Origin of the sequence: Pseudomonas sp. MWU16-30323 (assembly GCF_020515595.1) — a bacterium.
Lineage (GTDB): Bacteria > Pseudomonadota > Gammaproteobacteria > Pseudomonadales > Pseudomonadaceae > Aquipseudomonas > Aquipseudomonas yamanorum.
Genome location: NZ_JAIWYM010000001.1, coordinates 104,691 through 119,548 on the forward strand (window position 1 = coordinate 104,691; position 14,858 = coordinate 119,548).

The 14,858-nt window shown below is 61.1% G+C and carries 15 protein-coding genes; 7 read left to right on the plus strand and 8 right to left on the minus strand.

What is annotated here, in order from left to right:
• Nucleotides 1-121: 121 nt before the first annotated feature.
• The 5 genes from LIY45_RS00495 to LIY45_RS00515 form a co-directional block, all read right to left on the minus strand.
• On the minus strand, nucleotides 122-1,150 hold the full coding sequence (locus LIY45_RS00495) for an AbrB family transcriptional regulator (protein ID WP_226474975.1): 1,029 nt from the start codon (nucleotides 1,148-1,150) through the stop codon (nucleotides 122-124).
• Nucleotides 1,143-2,657: a tripartite tricarboxylate transporter permease gene (locus LIY45_RS00500; protein WP_017479264.1), complete on the minus strand. Its 1,515-nt coding sequence runs from the start codon at nucleotides 2,655-2,657 to the stop codon at nucleotides 1,143-1,145. Before LIY45_RS00500 ends, LIY45_RS00495 begins: the two co-directional genes overlap by 8 nt.
• A gap of 1 nt (nucleotide 2,658) precedes the next feature.
• Nucleotides 2,659-3,117, minus strand: coding sequence for a tripartite tricarboxylate transporter TctB family protein (locus tag LIY45_RS00505; RefSeq protein ID WP_226474976.1), 459 nt, complete (start codon nucleotides 3,115-3,117; stop codon nucleotides 2,659-2,661).
• Nucleotides 3,118-3,178: 61 nt separating this feature from the next.
• Nucleotides 3,179-4,165, minus strand: coding sequence for a tripartite tricarboxylate transporter substrate binding protein (locus LIY45_RS00510; protein ID WP_226474977.1), 987 nt, complete (start codon nucleotides 4,163-4,165; stop codon nucleotides 3,179-3,181).
• A 28-nt stretch (nucleotides 4,166-4,193) separates the two neighbouring features.
• Nucleotides 4,194-5,474 (minus strand): OprD family porin, encoded by a 1,281-nt coding sequence (locus tag LIY45_RS00515; protein ID WP_226474978.1) that lies wholly within the window; start codon nucleotides 5,472-5,474, stop codon nucleotides 4,194-4,196.
• Nucleotides 5,475-5,711: 237 nt separating this feature from the next.
• On the opposite strand from LIY45_RS00515, the gene LIY45_RS00520 reads away from it, so the two are divergent.
• Complete coding sequence (locus LIY45_RS00520; RefSeq protein WP_226474979.1) at nucleotides 5,712-6,383, plus strand: response regulator; 672 nt, start codon at nucleotides 5,712-5,714, stop codon at nucleotides 6,381-6,383.
• Nucleotides 6,376-7,761: a sensor histidine kinase gene (locus LIY45_RS00525; RefSeq protein ID WP_226474980.1), complete on the plus strand. Its 1,386-nt coding sequence runs from the start codon at nucleotides 6,376-6,378 to the stop codon at nucleotides 7,759-7,761. The genes LIY45_RS00520 and LIY45_RS00525 overlap by 8 nt, the downstream gene beginning before the upstream one ends.
• On the opposite strand, the gene LIY45_RS00530 is transcribed toward LIY45_RS00525, so the two are convergent.
• Together LIY45_RS00530 and LIY45_RS00535 are read right to left on the minus strand one after the other, a co-directional pair.
• Nucleotides 7,762-8,583, minus strand: a complete 822-nt coding sequence (locus LIY45_RS00530) for an HDOD domain-containing protein (protein ID WP_017479259.1) — start codon at nucleotides 8,581-8,583, stop codon at nucleotides 7,762-7,764.
• 36 nt (nucleotides 8,584-8,619) lie between these two features.
• Nucleotides 8,620-9,561: a folate-binding protein YgfZ gene (locus LIY45_RS00535; RefSeq protein ID WP_226474981.1), complete on the minus strand. Its 942-nt coding sequence runs from the start codon at nucleotides 9,559-9,561 to the stop codon at nucleotides 8,620-8,622.
• Nucleotides 9,562-9,700: 139 nt separating this feature from the next.
• On the opposite strand from LIY45_RS00535, the gene LIY45_RS00540 reads away from it, so the two are divergent.
• Together LIY45_RS00540 and LIY45_RS00545 are read left to right on the plus strand one after the other, a co-directional pair.
• A complete protein-coding gene (locus tag LIY45_RS00540) occupies nucleotides 9,701-9,955 on the plus strand; it encodes a succinate dehydrogenase assembly factor 2 (RefSeq protein WP_003212000.1) in 255 nt (84 codons plus the stop codon).
• Nucleotides 9,939-10,391 (plus strand): hypothetical protein, encoded by a 453-nt coding sequence (locus tag LIY45_RS00545; RefSeq protein ID WP_226474982.1) that lies wholly within the window; start codon nucleotides 9,939-9,941, stop codon nucleotides 10,389-10,391. Before LIY45_RS00540 ends, LIY45_RS00545 begins: the two co-directional genes overlap by 17 nt.
• Here the strand turns inward: LIY45_RS00545 and nadB are convergent.
• Nucleotides 10,360-11,976, minus strand: coding sequence for an L-aspartate oxidase (gene nadB / locus LIY45_RS00550; RefSeq protein ID WP_226474983.1), 1,617 nt, complete (start codon nucleotides 11,974-11,976; stop codon nucleotides 10,360-10,362). The two genes, LIY45_RS00545 and nadB, sit on opposite strands and share 32 nt — an antisense overlap.
• 467 nt (nucleotides 11,977-12,443) lie before the next feature.
• Here nadB and rpoE point away from each other — a divergent pair, with 467 nt between their 5' ends.
• The 3 genes from rpoE to LIY45_RS00565 are packed head-to-tail and all read left to right on the plus strand — an operon-like array spanning nucleotide 12,444 to nucleotide 14,617.
• A complete protein-coding gene (gene rpoE / locus LIY45_RS00555) occupies nucleotides 12,444-13,025 on the plus strand; it encodes an RNA polymerase sigma factor RpoE (protein WP_003172477.1) in 582 nt (193 codons plus the stop codon).
• Between the two features lie 31 nt (nucleotides 13,026-13,056).
• Nucleotides 13,057-13,644: an RseA family anti-sigma factor gene (locus LIY45_RS00560; protein WP_003172479.1), complete on the plus strand. Its 588-nt coding sequence runs from the start codon at nucleotides 13,057-13,059 to the stop codon at nucleotides 13,642-13,644.
• Between the two features lie 16 nt (nucleotides 13,645-13,660).
• Nucleotides 13,661-14,617, plus strand: a complete 957-nt coding sequence (locus tag LIY45_RS00565; RefSeq protein ID WP_226475254.1) for a MucB/RseB C-terminal domain-containing protein — start codon at nucleotides 13,661-13,663, stop codon at nucleotides 14,615-14,617.
• The last annotated feature ends 241 nt before the right edge of the window (nucleotides 14,618-14,858 follow it).

Here is a 14,858-nt window from a genome sequence, read left to right on the forward strand (position 1 = left end):
AACCTTACCCTCTGAAGGTCAGTCTGAAGGCCCGACTCTAAAGGGCAGGGCTGGGACGATTGAGCCTCCAGCCCTTCCACTTGCCCAGCTGTGAATATTGACAGTTCCGACGGATGGCTGGTCAGGGCTGTCGGTTCCAGTGCCTGAACAACGGCTCCGCCAGAAACAACACAAACAACAAACGCATCACCTGCATCGCCGTCACCAACGGCACCGACAGTTGCAGGGTTTCCGCCGTCAGGCTCATTTCCGCAATTCCGCCTGGCATCATGCCCAGTGTCAGCGAACGCAGATCCAGTTGAGTGAGCGCACTCAAGCCCACAGCCGCCAGTGTCGCGATCAACATGGTCAACGCCGTACCGATCAACGTACGCCCCATGAACAACGGCGCGCGCCGGAAGAATTGCCGGTTGAAGTGGCAACCCAGGCCGCTGCCGATCAGCCACTGGCCGATCTGGCTGCCACCGTCGGGCAGGCCGATGTGCAGGTCCCAGGTAATACTGACGATGGCGCTGACCAGCAGCGGCCCGAACAGCCAGGGATTCGGCTGACGCAAGCGCTGCCAACCCCAGGCTACTAACGCGCCGATAGGGAACAGCACCGCCAGCCAGGCCCAATCGACCGTCGCCGGATGCAACTGCGGAGCACCTTCCCCCAGCAAATACTTGAACGCCGCCGGCACACAGAGCACCACCACCAATACCCGCAAACTCTGGCCCGCCGCGACGCGGCTGAGCACCGCGCCATTGCGGGCACCAAGGTTGACCATCTCCCCCGATCCGCCCGGCATGCTGGAGAAAAACGCCGTGGCACGGTCTTCACCGCTACGGCGCATCAACCACACGCCCACAATGCTGGAGAGGCTGGTGACCAGCGCGCCAAAGAAGATCAGGCCGAAGTGGCTCATCACCTGTTCCATCACCACCGGGGTGAAGTGCAGGCCAATGCCGATGCCCACCACCCATTGGCCGCATTTGCGGCCGCCGGGGATTTCTGCCAACTGCCAGGGTGTGAGGCAGCGCACGAGGATGATCGCCAGCAACGAGCCGACCATATACGGCAGAGGCCAGCCGACCTGGCTGGCGAGGTACCCGCCCAGCAGGCCGACCAGCGGTGTTGCCCACCACTGTTTAAAGCTGACTTCAGACATCGGCCAGGGCGCGACGCTGCAGGGAACGCTTGCGCCAGATACGCAGGATCGGCATCAGCAACATAATGGCAGTCAGTACCCAGACACCAAAGGTGATCGGGCTCGACCACAGGATCTCTACTGCACCGTTGGAAATCGACAGGGCCCGGCGCAGGTTCTGCTCCATCAAGCCGCCGAGGATAAAGCCCAGCAGAACCGGCGACAGCGGGAAGTCCAGCTTGCGCAGGATATAGCCGAAGATACCGATGCCGATCATCAGGAACAGGTCAAAGGTAGTGGCGTGAACCGCATACACACCAATCGCGGTGATGATGGCAATTACCGGCACCAGCGCCCAGTTCGGCACGGCGAGGATGCGCGTGAAGATACGGATCATCGGGATGTTGAGGATCACCAGCATGATGTTGGCGATAAACAGCGACGCGATCAGGCCCCAGACAATGTCCGGTTGCTGTTGGAACAGCAGCGGGCCCGGTGTGATGTTGTACAGCGACAGGGCGCCGATCATCACGGCGGTGGTGCCGGAACCCGGGACGCCCAGGGTCAGCATTGGCACCAGTGCGCCGCAAGCGGCCGCGCCGATGGCGGTTTCCGGGGCGGCCAGGCCGCGCTTGTCACCCTTGCCGAATTCGCCGCTGGCGCCGGCGATACGTTTCTCGGTCATGTAGGCCACGGCGCTTGCCAGCGTTGCACCGGCACCCGGCAACACGCCCATGATGAACCCCAGCACGCCGCAGCGAATGTTCACCACGAACACCGAGGAGGCTTCCTTGAAGTTGAACATCATGCGGCCGGTGGCCTTGACGGCTTCCTGGCCGTGGTGGGTTTTTTCCAGCAACAACAGAATCTCGCTGATGGAGAACAGGCCCAGTACCAGCACCACGAACTGGATGCCGTCGGTCAGGTGAATGTTGTCGCCGGTGAAGCGGTACACACCGCTGTTGGCATCGATGCCGACGGCGGACAGGAACAGGCCGATCAAGGCGGCGACAAAGGTCTTCAGCGGCTTGTCACCGGCCATGCCGCCCAGGCAGACAATCGCAAACACCATCAGTACGAAATATTCCGCCGGCCCGAAAGCAATCGCCCATTTGGCCAGCAGCGGGGCGAACATCACCATGCCGCAGGTGGCGATGAACGCGCCAATGAACGAGCTCCAGGCCGACAGCGACAATGCCACGCCAGCCAGTCCTTTGCGGGCCATCGGGTAGCCGTCCAGGGTGGTCATCACGGTGGAGGCTTCACCCGGAATGTTCAGCAGGATCGAACTGATCCGGCCGCCGTATTCGCAGCCCAGGTACACGGCTGCCAACAAGATCAGCGCCGACTCGGGCGGCAGGCCCAAGGCGAACGCAATCGGGATCAACAACGCGACGCCGTTGATCGGGCCCAAGCCTGGCAACAGGCCGACCACGGTGCCGATCAGGGTGCCGCACAGCGCGGTCACCAGGTTGTAAGGGGTCAGCGCAACGCCGAAGCCCTGGCCCAAATAGCCAAGCGTATCCATATCAGTTCTCCAGAACGTCGAGCAGGCCGAGGGGGAGCGGTACGTCCATGGCTTTATCGAACAACAGATAAAGGCCGACGCTCATCAAGGTGATGATCACCGCACCAGGCAACCAGCGGCCGCCATACAGCCGGGCCATCGGAATACCGATCAGCATGCTGCTGAGAATGAAACCCAGGGATTCGAAGGTGCCGGCGAATATCAGCAGCAGCACCACGCAAACCCCGATCTTGATCAGCGTCGGACGGTCCAGTGCAGGTTCGTCTTCGGTGTGCTTGGTGGGTTGTGGACGAAACAGCATGTAGATCAGCGCCAGGCTCATCAGTCCGAGCATCAGCAATGGGTAGGCGCGTGGTCCGACAGGCTCGTAGGAAAACGATGCCTGATACGGCCAGGCCATCAGCGCCAGGCCAGCACAGGCCAGCAGCAGCGCGGCAGCGAAAATGCGTTGTAAGAGCATGAAAAACTCCTGGGCCACGGCCCTGATGTGCAGGGACGTGGCCGCACGAACAGGGGGGCGATTACTGGATCAGGCCGAATTCTTTGGCGAGTATTTTGTAGTCAGCCACCTGCTTCTTCACGTAGGTGTCCAGTTCCGGGCCGGTCATGGCGAACGGGAACAGCTCACGCTGGTTGCGCAGCTTGGCGAATTCGTCGGAAGCCAGCAGTTTGTCAAAGGCGGCTTTCCACCAGGCGTAGTCTTCATCGCTGACTTTTGGCCCAAGGTAGAAGCCGCGTACGACTGGCCAGACGATGTTGTAGCCCTGCTCCTTGGCGGTCGGGATATTCTTCATTTCCGGCTCGTCCAGGCGCTCCTCGGAGAACACGGCCAGCAGGCGCATGTCACCGCTCTGGATGTGCGGCATGGAGTCGGAGATGTCGGTACTGCCCACCTGAATGTGGCCGCCCATCAACGCTGTGACGATTTCACCGCCGCCTTCCAGTGCCACGTAACGCAGGTCGCGCGGGTTGATCCCAGCGGCCTTGGCGATCAGCGCGGTTTGCATCCAGTCCTGGCTGCCGACAGTGCCGCCGGAACCGATCACCACTTTGCTCGGGTCTTTCTTCAGCGCTTGAACAAGGTCGTCGAGGTTTTTATAGGGCGAATCGCTTTTCACCGCGATAGCACCGTAGCTGGTGCCAACGGCCGCGAGCCAGCGCACGGCGCTTTCATCGAAGCGGCCAAACTTGCCCTGGGCCAGGTTCAGCAGCGAGCCGCTGGACCACGCCACCAGCGTGCCAGCGTCTGCCGGACGCTGCGCCACGACGGCGTTGTAGGCCACCGCACCCACGCCGCCGGGCATGTAGGTCACGCGCATCGGCTTGCTCAGCAGCTTCTCGTTGACCAGCGCGCTCTGCGCCAGTTTGCAGGTCAGGTCAAAACCACCGCCCGGGGAGGCCGGGGCGATGCATTCCGGGCGCTTGGGCTCGGCGGCCAGCAATTGGCTGGCGAACAGCATGCAGCTGGCCGTCAGGGCAAATTTACGCAGTGAAAGGGTCATGTTCATCTCCATCATTGTTGTTATGAGGTGGCTGTTACCAGAGTGCGACGCTGTAGCTCACCAGCAGGCGCACTTCATCCGCATCACGGGCCGAGTAGTTGGAACGGTAAGTGGCATTACGCAGGCGCACGGCCACGTCCTTGAAGGTGCCGCTTTGCACCACGTACTTGATCTCGCTGTTGCGTTCCCACTCCTTGCCGGTCTCGCCGTTCTTGAGCTTGATGTTGTCACCCGACAGGTAACGGCTCATGAAACTCAGGCCGGGAATCCCCAGCTTGGCGAAGTCGTAGTCGTAGCGTGCCTGCCAGGAGCGTTCTTCGGCGCCGGCAAAGTCGTTGATCTGCACGAAGTTGACAAGGTAAGGATCGCTACCGTCCACGTAGGGAAAGGCGCTGTCGCCCGACATGTGCTGATAGCCGGCGCTGAGCTTATGGCCATTGAGGGCATAGCTGAAAAGGCCGTTGAGGGAGGTGTTGTCGATCTTGCCGCCGCGGGCGGCCCCGGTGTCATCACTGACGGCCAGGCGCAGGTCGGCGCCGAAGGTGCCGGGGCCCATCGGCCGTGAGGCCACCAGGCCGAGGAAATGCTGGCGGTACACGTCGTCGAGTTGGGCAAAGTGGTAGCTGCCGGTGATCTTGTCGGCGAACTTGTAGTCCACGCCGCCGAAATCGAAATGCTTGCCGGTGGCGCCGCTGAGGAAGCGGCTGTTCTTGTTATTGAGGCCGATGTCTTCGTAGTGAGTGTCGTCGCGGTCTTTGGCCTTGTTCAGGCGGCCGCCGGTAAACACCAGGTTCTTGAACTCCTTGGAACTCAACAGGCCGCCTTCAAACGTCTGCGGCAGGATGCGCCCGTCGTTGGGCTTGAGGATCGGCAACTCGGGGATCAGCGCGCCGATCTTCAGCTCGGTGGCGGAGATCTTCACTTTGCCGGTCAGGCCGAGTTTGGAATATTCGTTGGCGGCGCGGCCGTCATCGTGGGTGGGCAGCAGGCCGGTGCCGGTGCGGTCGGGGCTGGAGTCGAGCTTGACCCCGAGCATGCCCAGGGCATCCACGCCAAAGCCGACGGTGCCGTCGGTGTAGCCCGACTGCAGGTTGAGCATGAAGCCCTGGGCCCACTCGTCGCGCTTGGATTGTTGTGCGCTGGTGCCATCGCGGAAGTCGCGATTGAAGTACATGTTGCGGGTTTCGAGGGTGGCGGTGCTGTCCTCGAAAAAGGCGGCTTGGCCTACGGGCGAAAAGCCGGCAAAGGCGGCAGCACTGGCAAGGGCGGTCTGGGTGAAACGAGAAGAACGAGCAGGCGGCTGTGTGCGCAGCATCGTGGGTGTACTCCGTTTATTGTTCTTATTTTGGCGAAAACGCTTCGAGGCGTTTTTCGGGCGCTATGGGTGAAATAGCTCGGCAGGCGAAACCCACCGTGGTTGGATGCTAAAGGGCGAAGCTTTCACTAACCTTTCAGCCGCCTTTCAATGTTTTCGGGCTTCACAGCACAGGTGGCGCCTGTAAACTCCCCGGCAAAGCGTGGCGTCGACCACCCCCGAACGAGGTAAAAACCCATGCGTGTCCTTCTGGTCGAAGACCATTTGCAGCTAGCCGAAAGTGTCGCCCAGGCGCTCAAGAGCACGGGTTTGACCGTCGACGTGTTGCACGATGGGGTGGCGGCGGACCTGGCCTTGAGCAGCGAGGAATACGCGGTGGCGATCCTTGATGTGGGCCTGCCGCGCATGGACGGTTTCGAGGTGTTGGCGCGGTTGCGGGCCCGCGGGAAAAATCTGCCGGTGCTGATGTTGACTGCACGCAGTGATGTGAAAGACCGCGTGCACGGCCTTAACCTGGGTGCGGATGACTACCTGGCCAAACCGTTCGAACTGACGGAGCTGGAAGCCCGAGTCAAAGCCCTGCTGCGCCGTAGCGTGCTGGGCGGTGAGCGGCAGCAGGCGTGTGGCGTGCTGATTTATGACCTGGATACGCGGCGTTTCACCCTGAGTGGCGAACTGCTGACCCTGACCTCCCGCGAGCAGGCGGTGCTTGAGGCGCTGATCGCGCGTCCTGGCCGGGTGATGAGCAAGGAGCAACTGGCCTCCCAAGTGTTCGGCCTGGATGAAGAGGCCAGCCCCGACGCCATCGAAATCTACGTGCACCGCCTGCGCAAGAAACTCGATGGCCAACCGGTGGCCATCGTCACCTTCCGTGGCCTGGGCTATCTGCTGGAAGCCCGCGATGCATAAGCCCAGCAGCCTGCGCTGGCGCCTGCTGTGGAACCTGGCGCTGTTGCTGGTGGTGTTGATGCTCGCCAGTGGCTTGAGCGCTTACTGGAATGGGCGCGAGGCGGCGGACACGGCTTATGACCGCACGCTGTTGGCCTCGGCGCGGACCATTGCGGCCGGCCTGTCCCACCGCGACGGGACCTTGAGCGCCGACGTGCCGTACGTGGCCCTGGATACGTTCGCCTACGACAGCGCCGGGCGGATTTACTACCAGGTCAATGATATTCACCAGAAGTTGATTTCCGGCTACGAGAACCTGCCGGGCCCACCGCCGGGCACGCCGCGCACCGATGACTATCCGGCGCTGGCGCGCTTTTATAACGCCAAGTATCAGGGCCAGAACGTGCGAGTGGTCAGCCTGCTCAAGGCCGTCTCCGAGCCGAACATGAACGGCATGGCAGAGATCCGCGTGGCCGAAACCGATGAGGCGCGTGTTGCCATGGCCCGCAGTCTGATGGCCGATACCTTGCTGCGCCTGGGGATGTTGGCCGTCGGCGCGTTGCTGTTGGTGTGGTTTGCCGTGAGTGCAGCACTGCGGCCATTGGAACGTTTGCGCACGGCCGTGGAAGAGCGCCAGCCCGATGACCTTCGGCCATTGCCGCTGGTGGAAGTGCAGCATGAGCTGGGCCCGCTGGTGCGGGCGCTCAACCATTTCACTGAACGCCTGCGCGGGCAGTTCGAGCGCCAGGCACAGTTTATTGCTGACGCCGCCCATGAGCTGCGCACACCGCTGGCGGCGCTCAAGGCGCGCCTGGAGCTCGGCCTGCGGGCCGAAGACCCGGCCACCTGGCGCACCACCCTGGAAACCGCCGCCCAGGGCACTGATCGCCTGACTCACCTGGCCAATCAATTACTGTCGCTGGCTCGCATCGAAAACGGTGCCAGGGCGATTGCCGAAGGCGGGGCCCAGTTGCTGGACTTGAGCCAGTTGGCTCGCGAATTGGGCATGGCCATGGCGCCGCTGGCCCATGCACGTGGCGTGGCCCTGGCCCTGGAAGCCGATGAGCCAGTGTGGCTGCGAGGCGAGCCGACCTTGTTGAACGAGTTGTTGAGCAACCTGGTGGACAACGCCTTGGCCCACACGCCGCCGGGTGGCAACGTGATCCTGCGGGTGACGGCGCCGGCGGTGCTTGAGGTGGAAGACGACGGCCCGGGCATCCCGCTGGATGAGCGGGATCGGGTATTCGAGCGGTTCTATCGGCGCAGTCAGCAGGGCTTGGGTTCGGGCTTGGGGCTGGCGATTGTCGGTGAGATCTGCCGGGCACATCTGGCGCAGATCAGCTTGCATGATGGTGAGTTGGCGGGGTTGAAGGTGCGGGTCAGTTTTAATGCGGGGTGATCAGTAAAACATTGACCGCGCTTCATCCAGCTCGGCGCGCAAGGCGTCGCTGTGCGGGTCGAGGCGCAGTTTCTTGATTGCAGGCAGCGTCGATAGCGGCACGCTGGCGAGCGGATGGTCGGTGTTGCGGTGGCAATACAGTACGGCGACCTGCACCAGGTCGATATAGTCCAGGCGCTCGGAGTCGCGCTCCAGGTCGAGGTATTGCCCGGGCAGGTTCACCAGCATTTCCGGGAAGTCCCAACGTCGCAGCAGTTTGTCCCCCAGCAGCGGGTGGATGCTTTCAATCACGTGGTTGAGGCTGACAGGGTCAGCCAGCAGTTCATAATGGTCTTCGGCGTAGGTCAGGATCGGCAGCACGCCAATCTGGTGCACCAAGCCGCCGAGGGCCGCCTGGTCTGGCTTCAACTGGCTGTGGTTGCGGCAGAGCACGTAGCTCACGCCGGCCACTTCCAGGCTGCGTCGCCACACATCGCGCATCTTCTGTTCGACCACGTCGGAACGGGCGTGGAAGATCTGTTCCATCACCAGCCCGATCGACAGGTTACTGCTGTAGTTGGTGCCCAACCGGGTGATGGCGGTGTGCAGGTCTGTGACTTCCTGGGTCGCGCGCAACAGCGGGCTGTTGACCACTTTGATCAGCCGCGCCGACAAGGCGGTATCGCGGCCGATCACTTTGCTTAGATGGCTGATACTGATGTCCGGGTCTTCGGCGGCCTGACGAATCTTCAGGGCCACTTCCGGCAGCGTTGGCAGAACCAGGTCATCGTTATCGATGGCCACAACCAACGCCTGTTGGACTTTTTCCGCCAGCATGTTCATTCATGATCTCTAGGGTGTTGCAAAAAGGTACGACGATCAGCGCTGGATCTCGCGATCACGGTCCAGTTGGTAGGGCAGGTCGAGCAACTGAAGACCGGGGCCTTCCAACGTGCCTACATGCACATCGCCACTCTCTGCTGCTTCGGCTTGCAGCACCGCTAGAAGTTCAATCCCTTGGTCGGCACGGGCGGCAACGACCACCTCGCCGATGGCACTGTTGTGAGTCGGGGAAAACAGTGGGGTGCCTGGCTCCGGCAGTTCACTGGCATCCAGGCTCAGGCGGTACAGGCGGCGCTTGAGTTTGCCCAGGTACTGCATGCGCGCGACGATTTCCTGGCCGGTGTAGCAGCCTTTCTTGAAGCTGACGCCGCCGATGGCTTGCAGGTTGAGCATTTGCGGGATGAACAATTCGCGGGTCTGAGGCATGACCTGGCCGATGCCGGCACGGATCTGGCCCAGCAGCCACTGGTTCAGTTCACCTTCGTTCAATTGCGCGGCGAGTTGGCTGTGCAGCGTTTCAGCCTGGGCGGCAGGGGCCCAGAGTTCGGCGCGGCCTGGCGATACGCGGATGGCGATCAAGTCGTCGCTGCGCACCACGCTGTCGGTTTCGGCGGGTAGCTCGAGGCCGAGGCTGGCCAGTACCTGATCGGCATCCGACACACCGAAGCGCACCCAGGCGGAGCTTTCGTCGGTGAGTTTGGATTTGGAGAACACGGCGTACTTTTTCAAGTCTGCCAGTTGCGGCTCCAGCAGTTCGGTGGCCATGGCCAGCAGCACGCCATCGCCTTGCAGCAGAATGCGGAAGCTCGACTGCATGCGCCCCTTTTGGGTGCATCGCGCGCCCAGGCTGGCCTGGGTGTCACTCAGGTAGTTGAGGTTGCAGGTCAGTTGTCCCTGGAGGAACTTGGCAGCGTCGGAACCGCGGACGGCGAGAACGCCTTCGTGGGACAGGGGGCAGAAGAAAGCAGAGTCAGCCATGGGTCATCGCAGGTTAAAAAGTCATGAGTGCATCATAGAGGGGCGCCCGGCAAATGGATAGTTTCCGTATGGCCGACCAAAGCCGACTGTTCCGGGCAGCTTCGGCCTGTATACTTGCGCTCTATTTGAGGAGCGCTCCATGGTCGAAGATGTAGAACTCAATCGCCTCTACTGGCACAGCCGCCGCGGCATGCTTGAGCTGGATGTGTTGCTGGTACCGTTCGTCAGGGAGGTCTATCCGCACCTCAACGACGTCGACCGCGACTGCTACCGCAAGCTGCTGGAATGCGAAGATCAGGACATGTTCGGCTGGTTCATGGAACGCGCCGAATCGGAAGACCCGGAGCTGCAGCGCATGGTTCGGATGATTCTGGATCGTGTCCAGCCTAAGTAATACGTTCGAATGCCGCTGGCATGCCTCCGGGCAGTTGCTGGCGGTTTATCTTTTCGCCCAGGCGTTCGCATTGGGTGCGTTGTGGTTTCTCGATGTATCCCCGTGGGTTGCAGCCTTTGGCGCCTTGTCGTGCCTGGCCCATGCCGGTTGGGTGGTGCCGCGTCATCTCCTGCTCACTCACCGTTCGTCGATTCGCGGCCTGCGTCGCGATGAGGATGGCTGGCAGCTGTGGAGCGCCGCACGTGGCTGGCACCGCGTGCAACTGCGCCCCGACAGCCTGGCGTTGCCGTTGATCGTGGTGCTGCGCTTTCGGGTGCAGGGTGACTGGTGGGTGCGTTCGGTCTGTGTGCCACAGGATGCGCAGGCCACCGATGTGCATCGGCGCCTGCGGGTGCGCTTGAAGTTCAGCCGCCGTAGGTGGTTGGCACCAGAATAGTGTCGCGCGCCTCGGGCAGCATTTGCGGGTAGTCGAGGGTGTAATGCAGGCCCCGGCTCTCCTTGCGTTCCATGGCCGAGCGGATCATCAGTTCCGCCACCTGGGCCAGGTTGCGCAGCTCGATCAGGTCGCGGCTGACTTTATAGTTGCTGTAGAACTCGTCGATCTCATCCAGCAGCAGCCGAACCCGGTGTTGTGCCCGCGCCAGGCGTTTGTTGGTGCGCACGATCCCCACGTAGTCCCACATGAAGCGCCGCAACTCGTCCCAGTTGTGGGCGATGATCACGTCTTCATCCGAATCGGTCACCTGGCTGGCGTCCCAGCGGGGCAGGGCGGCTGGCACGGGAATGCGCGGCAGTTGTTCAAGGATATCGGCGGCGGCGGAGCGGGCGTACACGAAACATTCCAGCAGTGAGTTGCTGGCCATGCGGTTGGCACCGTGCAGGCCGGTGAAGCTGGTTTCGCCGATGGCATACAGGCCAGGCACGTCGGTGCGCCCGTGCTGGTTGACCATCACGCCGCCGCAGGTGTAGTGCGCCGCCGGGACGACCGGGATCGGGCCTTTGGTGATGTCGATGTTGAACGCCAGGCAGCGCTCGTACACCGTCGGGAAGTGGGTCTTGATGAACGCTTCGGGCTTGTGGCTGATGTCCAGGTAGACGCAGTCGATGCCCAGGCGCTTCATTTCATGGTCGATGGCCCGGGCGACGATGTCTCGCGGAGCCAGCTCGGCTCGTGGGTCGAAGCGTTGCATGAAGCGTTCGCCGTTGGGCAGTTTCAGGTGCGCGCCTTCGCCGCGCAGGGCTTCGGTGATCAGGAAACTCTTGGCTTGCGGGTGATACAGGCAGGTGGGGTGGAACTGGTTGAATTCCAGGTTCGCCACCCGGCAGCCGGAACGCCAGGCCATGGCGATACCATCACCGCAGGCGCCGTCTGGGTTACTGGTATAGAGGTAGACCTTTGCCGCGCCGCCCGAGGCGAGAATCGTGAAGCGGGCGCCGTAGGTGTCGACTTCGCCGCTGGCGCGGTTGAGTACATAGGCGCCGAGGCAGCGTTCGCCCGACAGGCCCAGGCGCTTTTCGGTGATCAGGTCGACGGCGACCCGCTGTTCCAGCAGTTCGATGTTGGGGCGTTGCCGCGCTTGGTCGAGCAGGGTCTTGAAGATTGCGGCGCCGGTGGCGTCGGCGGCATGGATGATCCGTCGATGGCTGTGGCCGCCTTCGCGGGTCAGGTGGAACTCGAAGCCGCCGTCGTCGGTGCCGGAATGTTCATCCCGGGTGAAGGGCACGCCCTGGTCGATCAGCCATTGGATGGCTTCGCGGCTGTGCTCGACGGTAAAGCGCACGGCTTCTTCATTGCACAGGCCACCGCCGGCATTCAGGGTGTCTTCGACGTGGGATTGCACGGTGTCGGTGTCATCCAGCACTGCGGCGACACCGCCTTGGGCCCAGAATGTCGAGCCATTGGCCAGGTCGCCCTTGCTCAGTACGGCTATGCGCAGGTGGCTCGGCAGGGTCAGTGCAAGGCTCAAGCCCGCAGCGCCGCTGCCAATCACCAGGACATCGTGTTGAAACTGTTGGCTCATTTGAAGGATTCCGCAAAAAGCGATCCGAAGGGGGCGCAAACAGGACGCCTGGATCGGCGAATCAAAGGGTCACACGGCCCACTAGTATATAGAGGGGGGGAGCGGCACAATAGCCGGGCATTCGTGGCATTGTGAGACTACGGTCAACGAACTGCACGGCTTTCATGAAACTGACAGCGATTGGGATGGGAACTTTTTGCATAAGCCCCGACTCAATAGCAGGATGCCCGAAAGCTGGGAACACGCTGGATTTGCTGATCGGCGCCTGTGTCAGGTGCGTCAGGAAACTGGCGACAGATTATTCGCGCAGCCGGCATAGCCCGTGCTGCGTTTTTCGTGTGTGCCAAATCAGTGCGTACCGGAAACTTGCTTGGAGGGGGAGAACTTTTGCGAAAAGCCCGAGTCTATGTTTGCAAGCCTGATCGATTAGTTATGCAAGCCTCCTTCAAGTACTACGAGGAGTGTTCATGCTAACCCAGGAAGAGGATCAGCAGCTGGTCGAGCGCGTTCAACGTGGCGACAAGCGGGCATTTGATCTGCTAGTGCTGAAATACCAGCACAAAATTCTCGGGTTGATCGTGCGGTTTGTGCACGACACCCATGAAGCGCAGGACGTTGCACAGGAAGCCTTTATCAAGGCGTACCGTGCACTCGGTAATTTTCGCGGTGATAGTGCGTTTTACACGTGGCTCTACCGCATCGCCATTAACACGGCGAAGAACTATCTGGTTTCTCGCGGTCGCCGCCCGCCAGATAGTGATGTTAGTTCGGAAGATGCTGAATTTTATGATGGTGATCACGGCCTCAAAGATCTCGAGTCGCCGGAGCGTGCATTGCTGCGCGACGAGATTGAAGGAACCGTCCATCGCACTATTCAACAACTGCCAGAAGATTTGCGTACCGCGTTAACTTTACGTGAATTCGATGGTCTGAGTTACGAAGACATTGCGAGCGTCATGCAATGTCCGGTGGGTACCGTACGTTCCCGGATTTTCCGGGCTCGGGAAGCCATCGATAAAGCCCTGCAGCCGTTGTTGCAGGAAAACTGAGACAGCGGCGACAGCCAAGAGAGGAACCGCCATGAGTCGTGATGCCCTGCAGGAATCGCTGTCCGCAGTGATGGATAACGAAGCGGATGAACTGGAACTTCGTCGAGTGCTTAATGCATTTGATGACGCCGAAACCCGTGATACCTGGTCTCGTTACCAAGTCGCTCGGGCGGTGATGCACAAGGATCTTCTAATCCCTCGTCTGGATATTGCTGCGGCCGTTTCTGCTGCGTTGGCTGATGAAGCCGTTCCGGCAAAAGCTGCTCGCGGTCCTTGGCGTAGCCTTGGCCGTCTGGCAGTCGCTGCTTCGGTGACCGTCGCTGTTCTGGCAGGTGTTCGCCTGTACAACCAGGACGAAATCGCCGGTGCCGAGCTGGCCCAGCAGACCCAGCAACCGGTCATGGCCGGTCCGCAGGTCAAGGGTCCCGCCGTACTGGCCGGCTACAAGGAAAGCTCCGATACCACCGGGCCTATGGCCAACGGTGTACTTCAAGGGCAATCCGGCTGGCAAGATCAGCGTCTTCCTGGCTACCTGCGCCAACACGCACAGGAATCGGCCTTGAAAGGCACTGAAAGCGCTCTGCCATACGCTCGTGCTGCAAGCCTGGAAAACCGCTAGTCCGCCAAGGAGCTTTATGCGCGCCATACCGCTCCTTGCGCTTTTGCTCAGTGGCTGGTTTGTAGTCCCCGCCCATGCCGACGAAGCCCAAGACTGGCTGACGCGTCTTGGGCGGGCGGAGCAGCAACAAAGCTTTCAAGGCACTTTCATCTACGAGCGTAACGGTAGTTTTTCTACCCATGACATCTGGCATCGTGTCCAGAATGGCCAGGTCCGTGAGCGGCTTCTGCAGCTCGATGGTTCTGCCCAGGAAGTCCTGCGCGTGGATGGCCGAACCCAATGCGTGAGCGGCACGCTGGTTGCCGGGCTTGGGGCCTCCCCCAACGCCACAGCACGCACCCTTGATCCGCAAAAACTCAAAGCGTTCTACGACCTTGCCGTCATCGGCAAATCGCGCGTGGCCGGTCGAAATGCGGTGATCGTCTCAGTGACCCCTCGCGATCAATACCGCTATGGTTTTGAGCTGCATCTGGATCGCGAAACCGCGTTGCCACTGAAGTCATTGTTGCTTAATGATCAGGGCCAATTGCTGGAGCGATTCCAGTTCACCCGGCTCAATACATCGGTGCCTGATGATCGTGATTTGCTGCCCAGCGGCGAATGTACGCCGGTCGCTGTGACCAGCGCCAAGGCCCCGGAGGTCGAGATCCCTCAGGATTGGCGCCTCGATTGGTTGCCGCCAGGCTTTCAGTTAGTCAACACCAGCGCTCATAAAGACTCCCACACCAAGGTCACTGTCAGCAGCTTGATGTATGACGATGGCCTCGCGCGTTTTTCGGTGTTCCTGGAGCCGCTTAACGGCGCAACCGTGACCGAGACGCGCACCCAGTTGGGCCCGACAGTTGCCGTATCGCGGCGTCTGAATACCCTGGAAGGCGAGGTGATGGTGACCGTCGTCGGCGAAATCCCGATTGGCACCGCCGAGCGAATTGCGCTGTCTTTACGCAGCGGCACCATGCCCGCCAAGCCGTGAGTTGTTAATCCTATGTTCATCCTGATATTTCAATGTTGCGCAGGAGAGAGTCGATGCCTGCCTCTACCGAGAGACATGAAATGTCTGGATCATTTTTTTCACTTGCTAAAATCTCCTATGTTTTTTATAGGTCAGGGCTTCTCGGCCCTGGCCTTGTTTTGTTCGCGGAACAAAAATGTCGGTCGCAGTTTTTTCGGCGTTTATTGAACCCTGTCGCTCAACCCTGCTCGTCGTAACGGGA

What these genes read in the sequence shown, in the direction of transcription:
- LIY45_RS00495 (WP_226474975.1), bottom strand. Translation starts at nt 1,150, where the DNA reads ATGTCTGAAGTCAGCTTTAAACAGTGGTGGGCAACACCGCTGGTCGGC.
- LIY45_RS00500 (WP_017479264.1), bottom strand. Translation starts at nt 2,657, where the DNA reads ATGGATACGCTTGGCTATTTGGGCCAGGGCTTCGGCGTTGCGCTGACC.
- LIY45_RS00505 (WP_226474976.1), bottom strand. Translation starts at nt 3,117, where the DNA reads ATGCTCTTACAACGCATTTTCGCTGCCGCGCTGCTGCTGGCCTGTGCT.
- LIY45_RS00510 (WP_226474977.1), bottom strand. Translation starts at nt 4,165, where the DNA reads ATGAACATGACCCTTTCACTGCGTAAATTTGCCCTGACGGCCAGCTGC.
- LIY45_RS00515 (WP_226474978.1), bottom strand. Translation starts at nt 5,474, where the DNA reads ATGCTGCGCACACAGCCGCCTGCTCGTTCTTCTCGTTTCACCCAGACC.
- LIY45_RS00520 (WP_226474979.1), top strand. Translation starts at nt 5,712, where the DNA reads ATGCGTGTCCTTCTGGTCGAAGACCATTTGCAGCTAGCCGAAAGTGTC.
- LIY45_RS00525 (WP_226474980.1), top strand. Translation starts at nt 6,376, where the DNA reads ATGCATAAGCCCAGCAGCCTGCGCTGGCGCCTGCTGTGGAACCTGGCG.
- LIY45_RS00530 (WP_017479259.1), bottom strand. Translation starts at nt 8,583, where the DNA reads ATGAACATGCTGGCGGAAAAAGTCCAACAGGCGTTGGTTGTGGCCATC.
- LIY45_RS00535 (WP_226474981.1), bottom strand. Translation starts at nt 9,561, where the DNA reads ATGGCTGACTCTGCTTTCTTCTGCCCCCTGTCCCACGAAGGCGTTCTC.
- LIY45_RS00540 (WP_003212000.1), top strand. Translation starts at nt 9,701, where the DNA reads ATGGTCGAAGATGTAGAACTCAATCGCCTCTACTGGCACAGCCGCCGC.
- nadB (WP_226474983.1), bottom strand. Translation starts at nt 11,976, where the DNA reads ATGAGCCAACAGTTTCAACACGATGTCCTGGTGATTGGCAGCGGCGCT.
- rpoE (WP_003172477.1), top strand. Translation starts at nt 12,444, where the DNA reads ATGCTAACCCAGGAAGAGGATCAGCAGCTGGTCGAGCGCGTTCAACGT.
- LIY45_RS00560 (WP_003172479.1), top strand. Translation starts at nt 13,057, where the DNA reads ATGAGTCGTGATGCCCTGCAGGAATCGCTGTCCGCAGTGATGGATAAC.
- LIY45_RS00565 (WP_226475254.1), top strand. Translation starts at nt 13,661, where the DNA reads ATGCGCGCCATACCGCTCCTTGCGCTTTTGCTCAGTGGCTGGTTTGTA.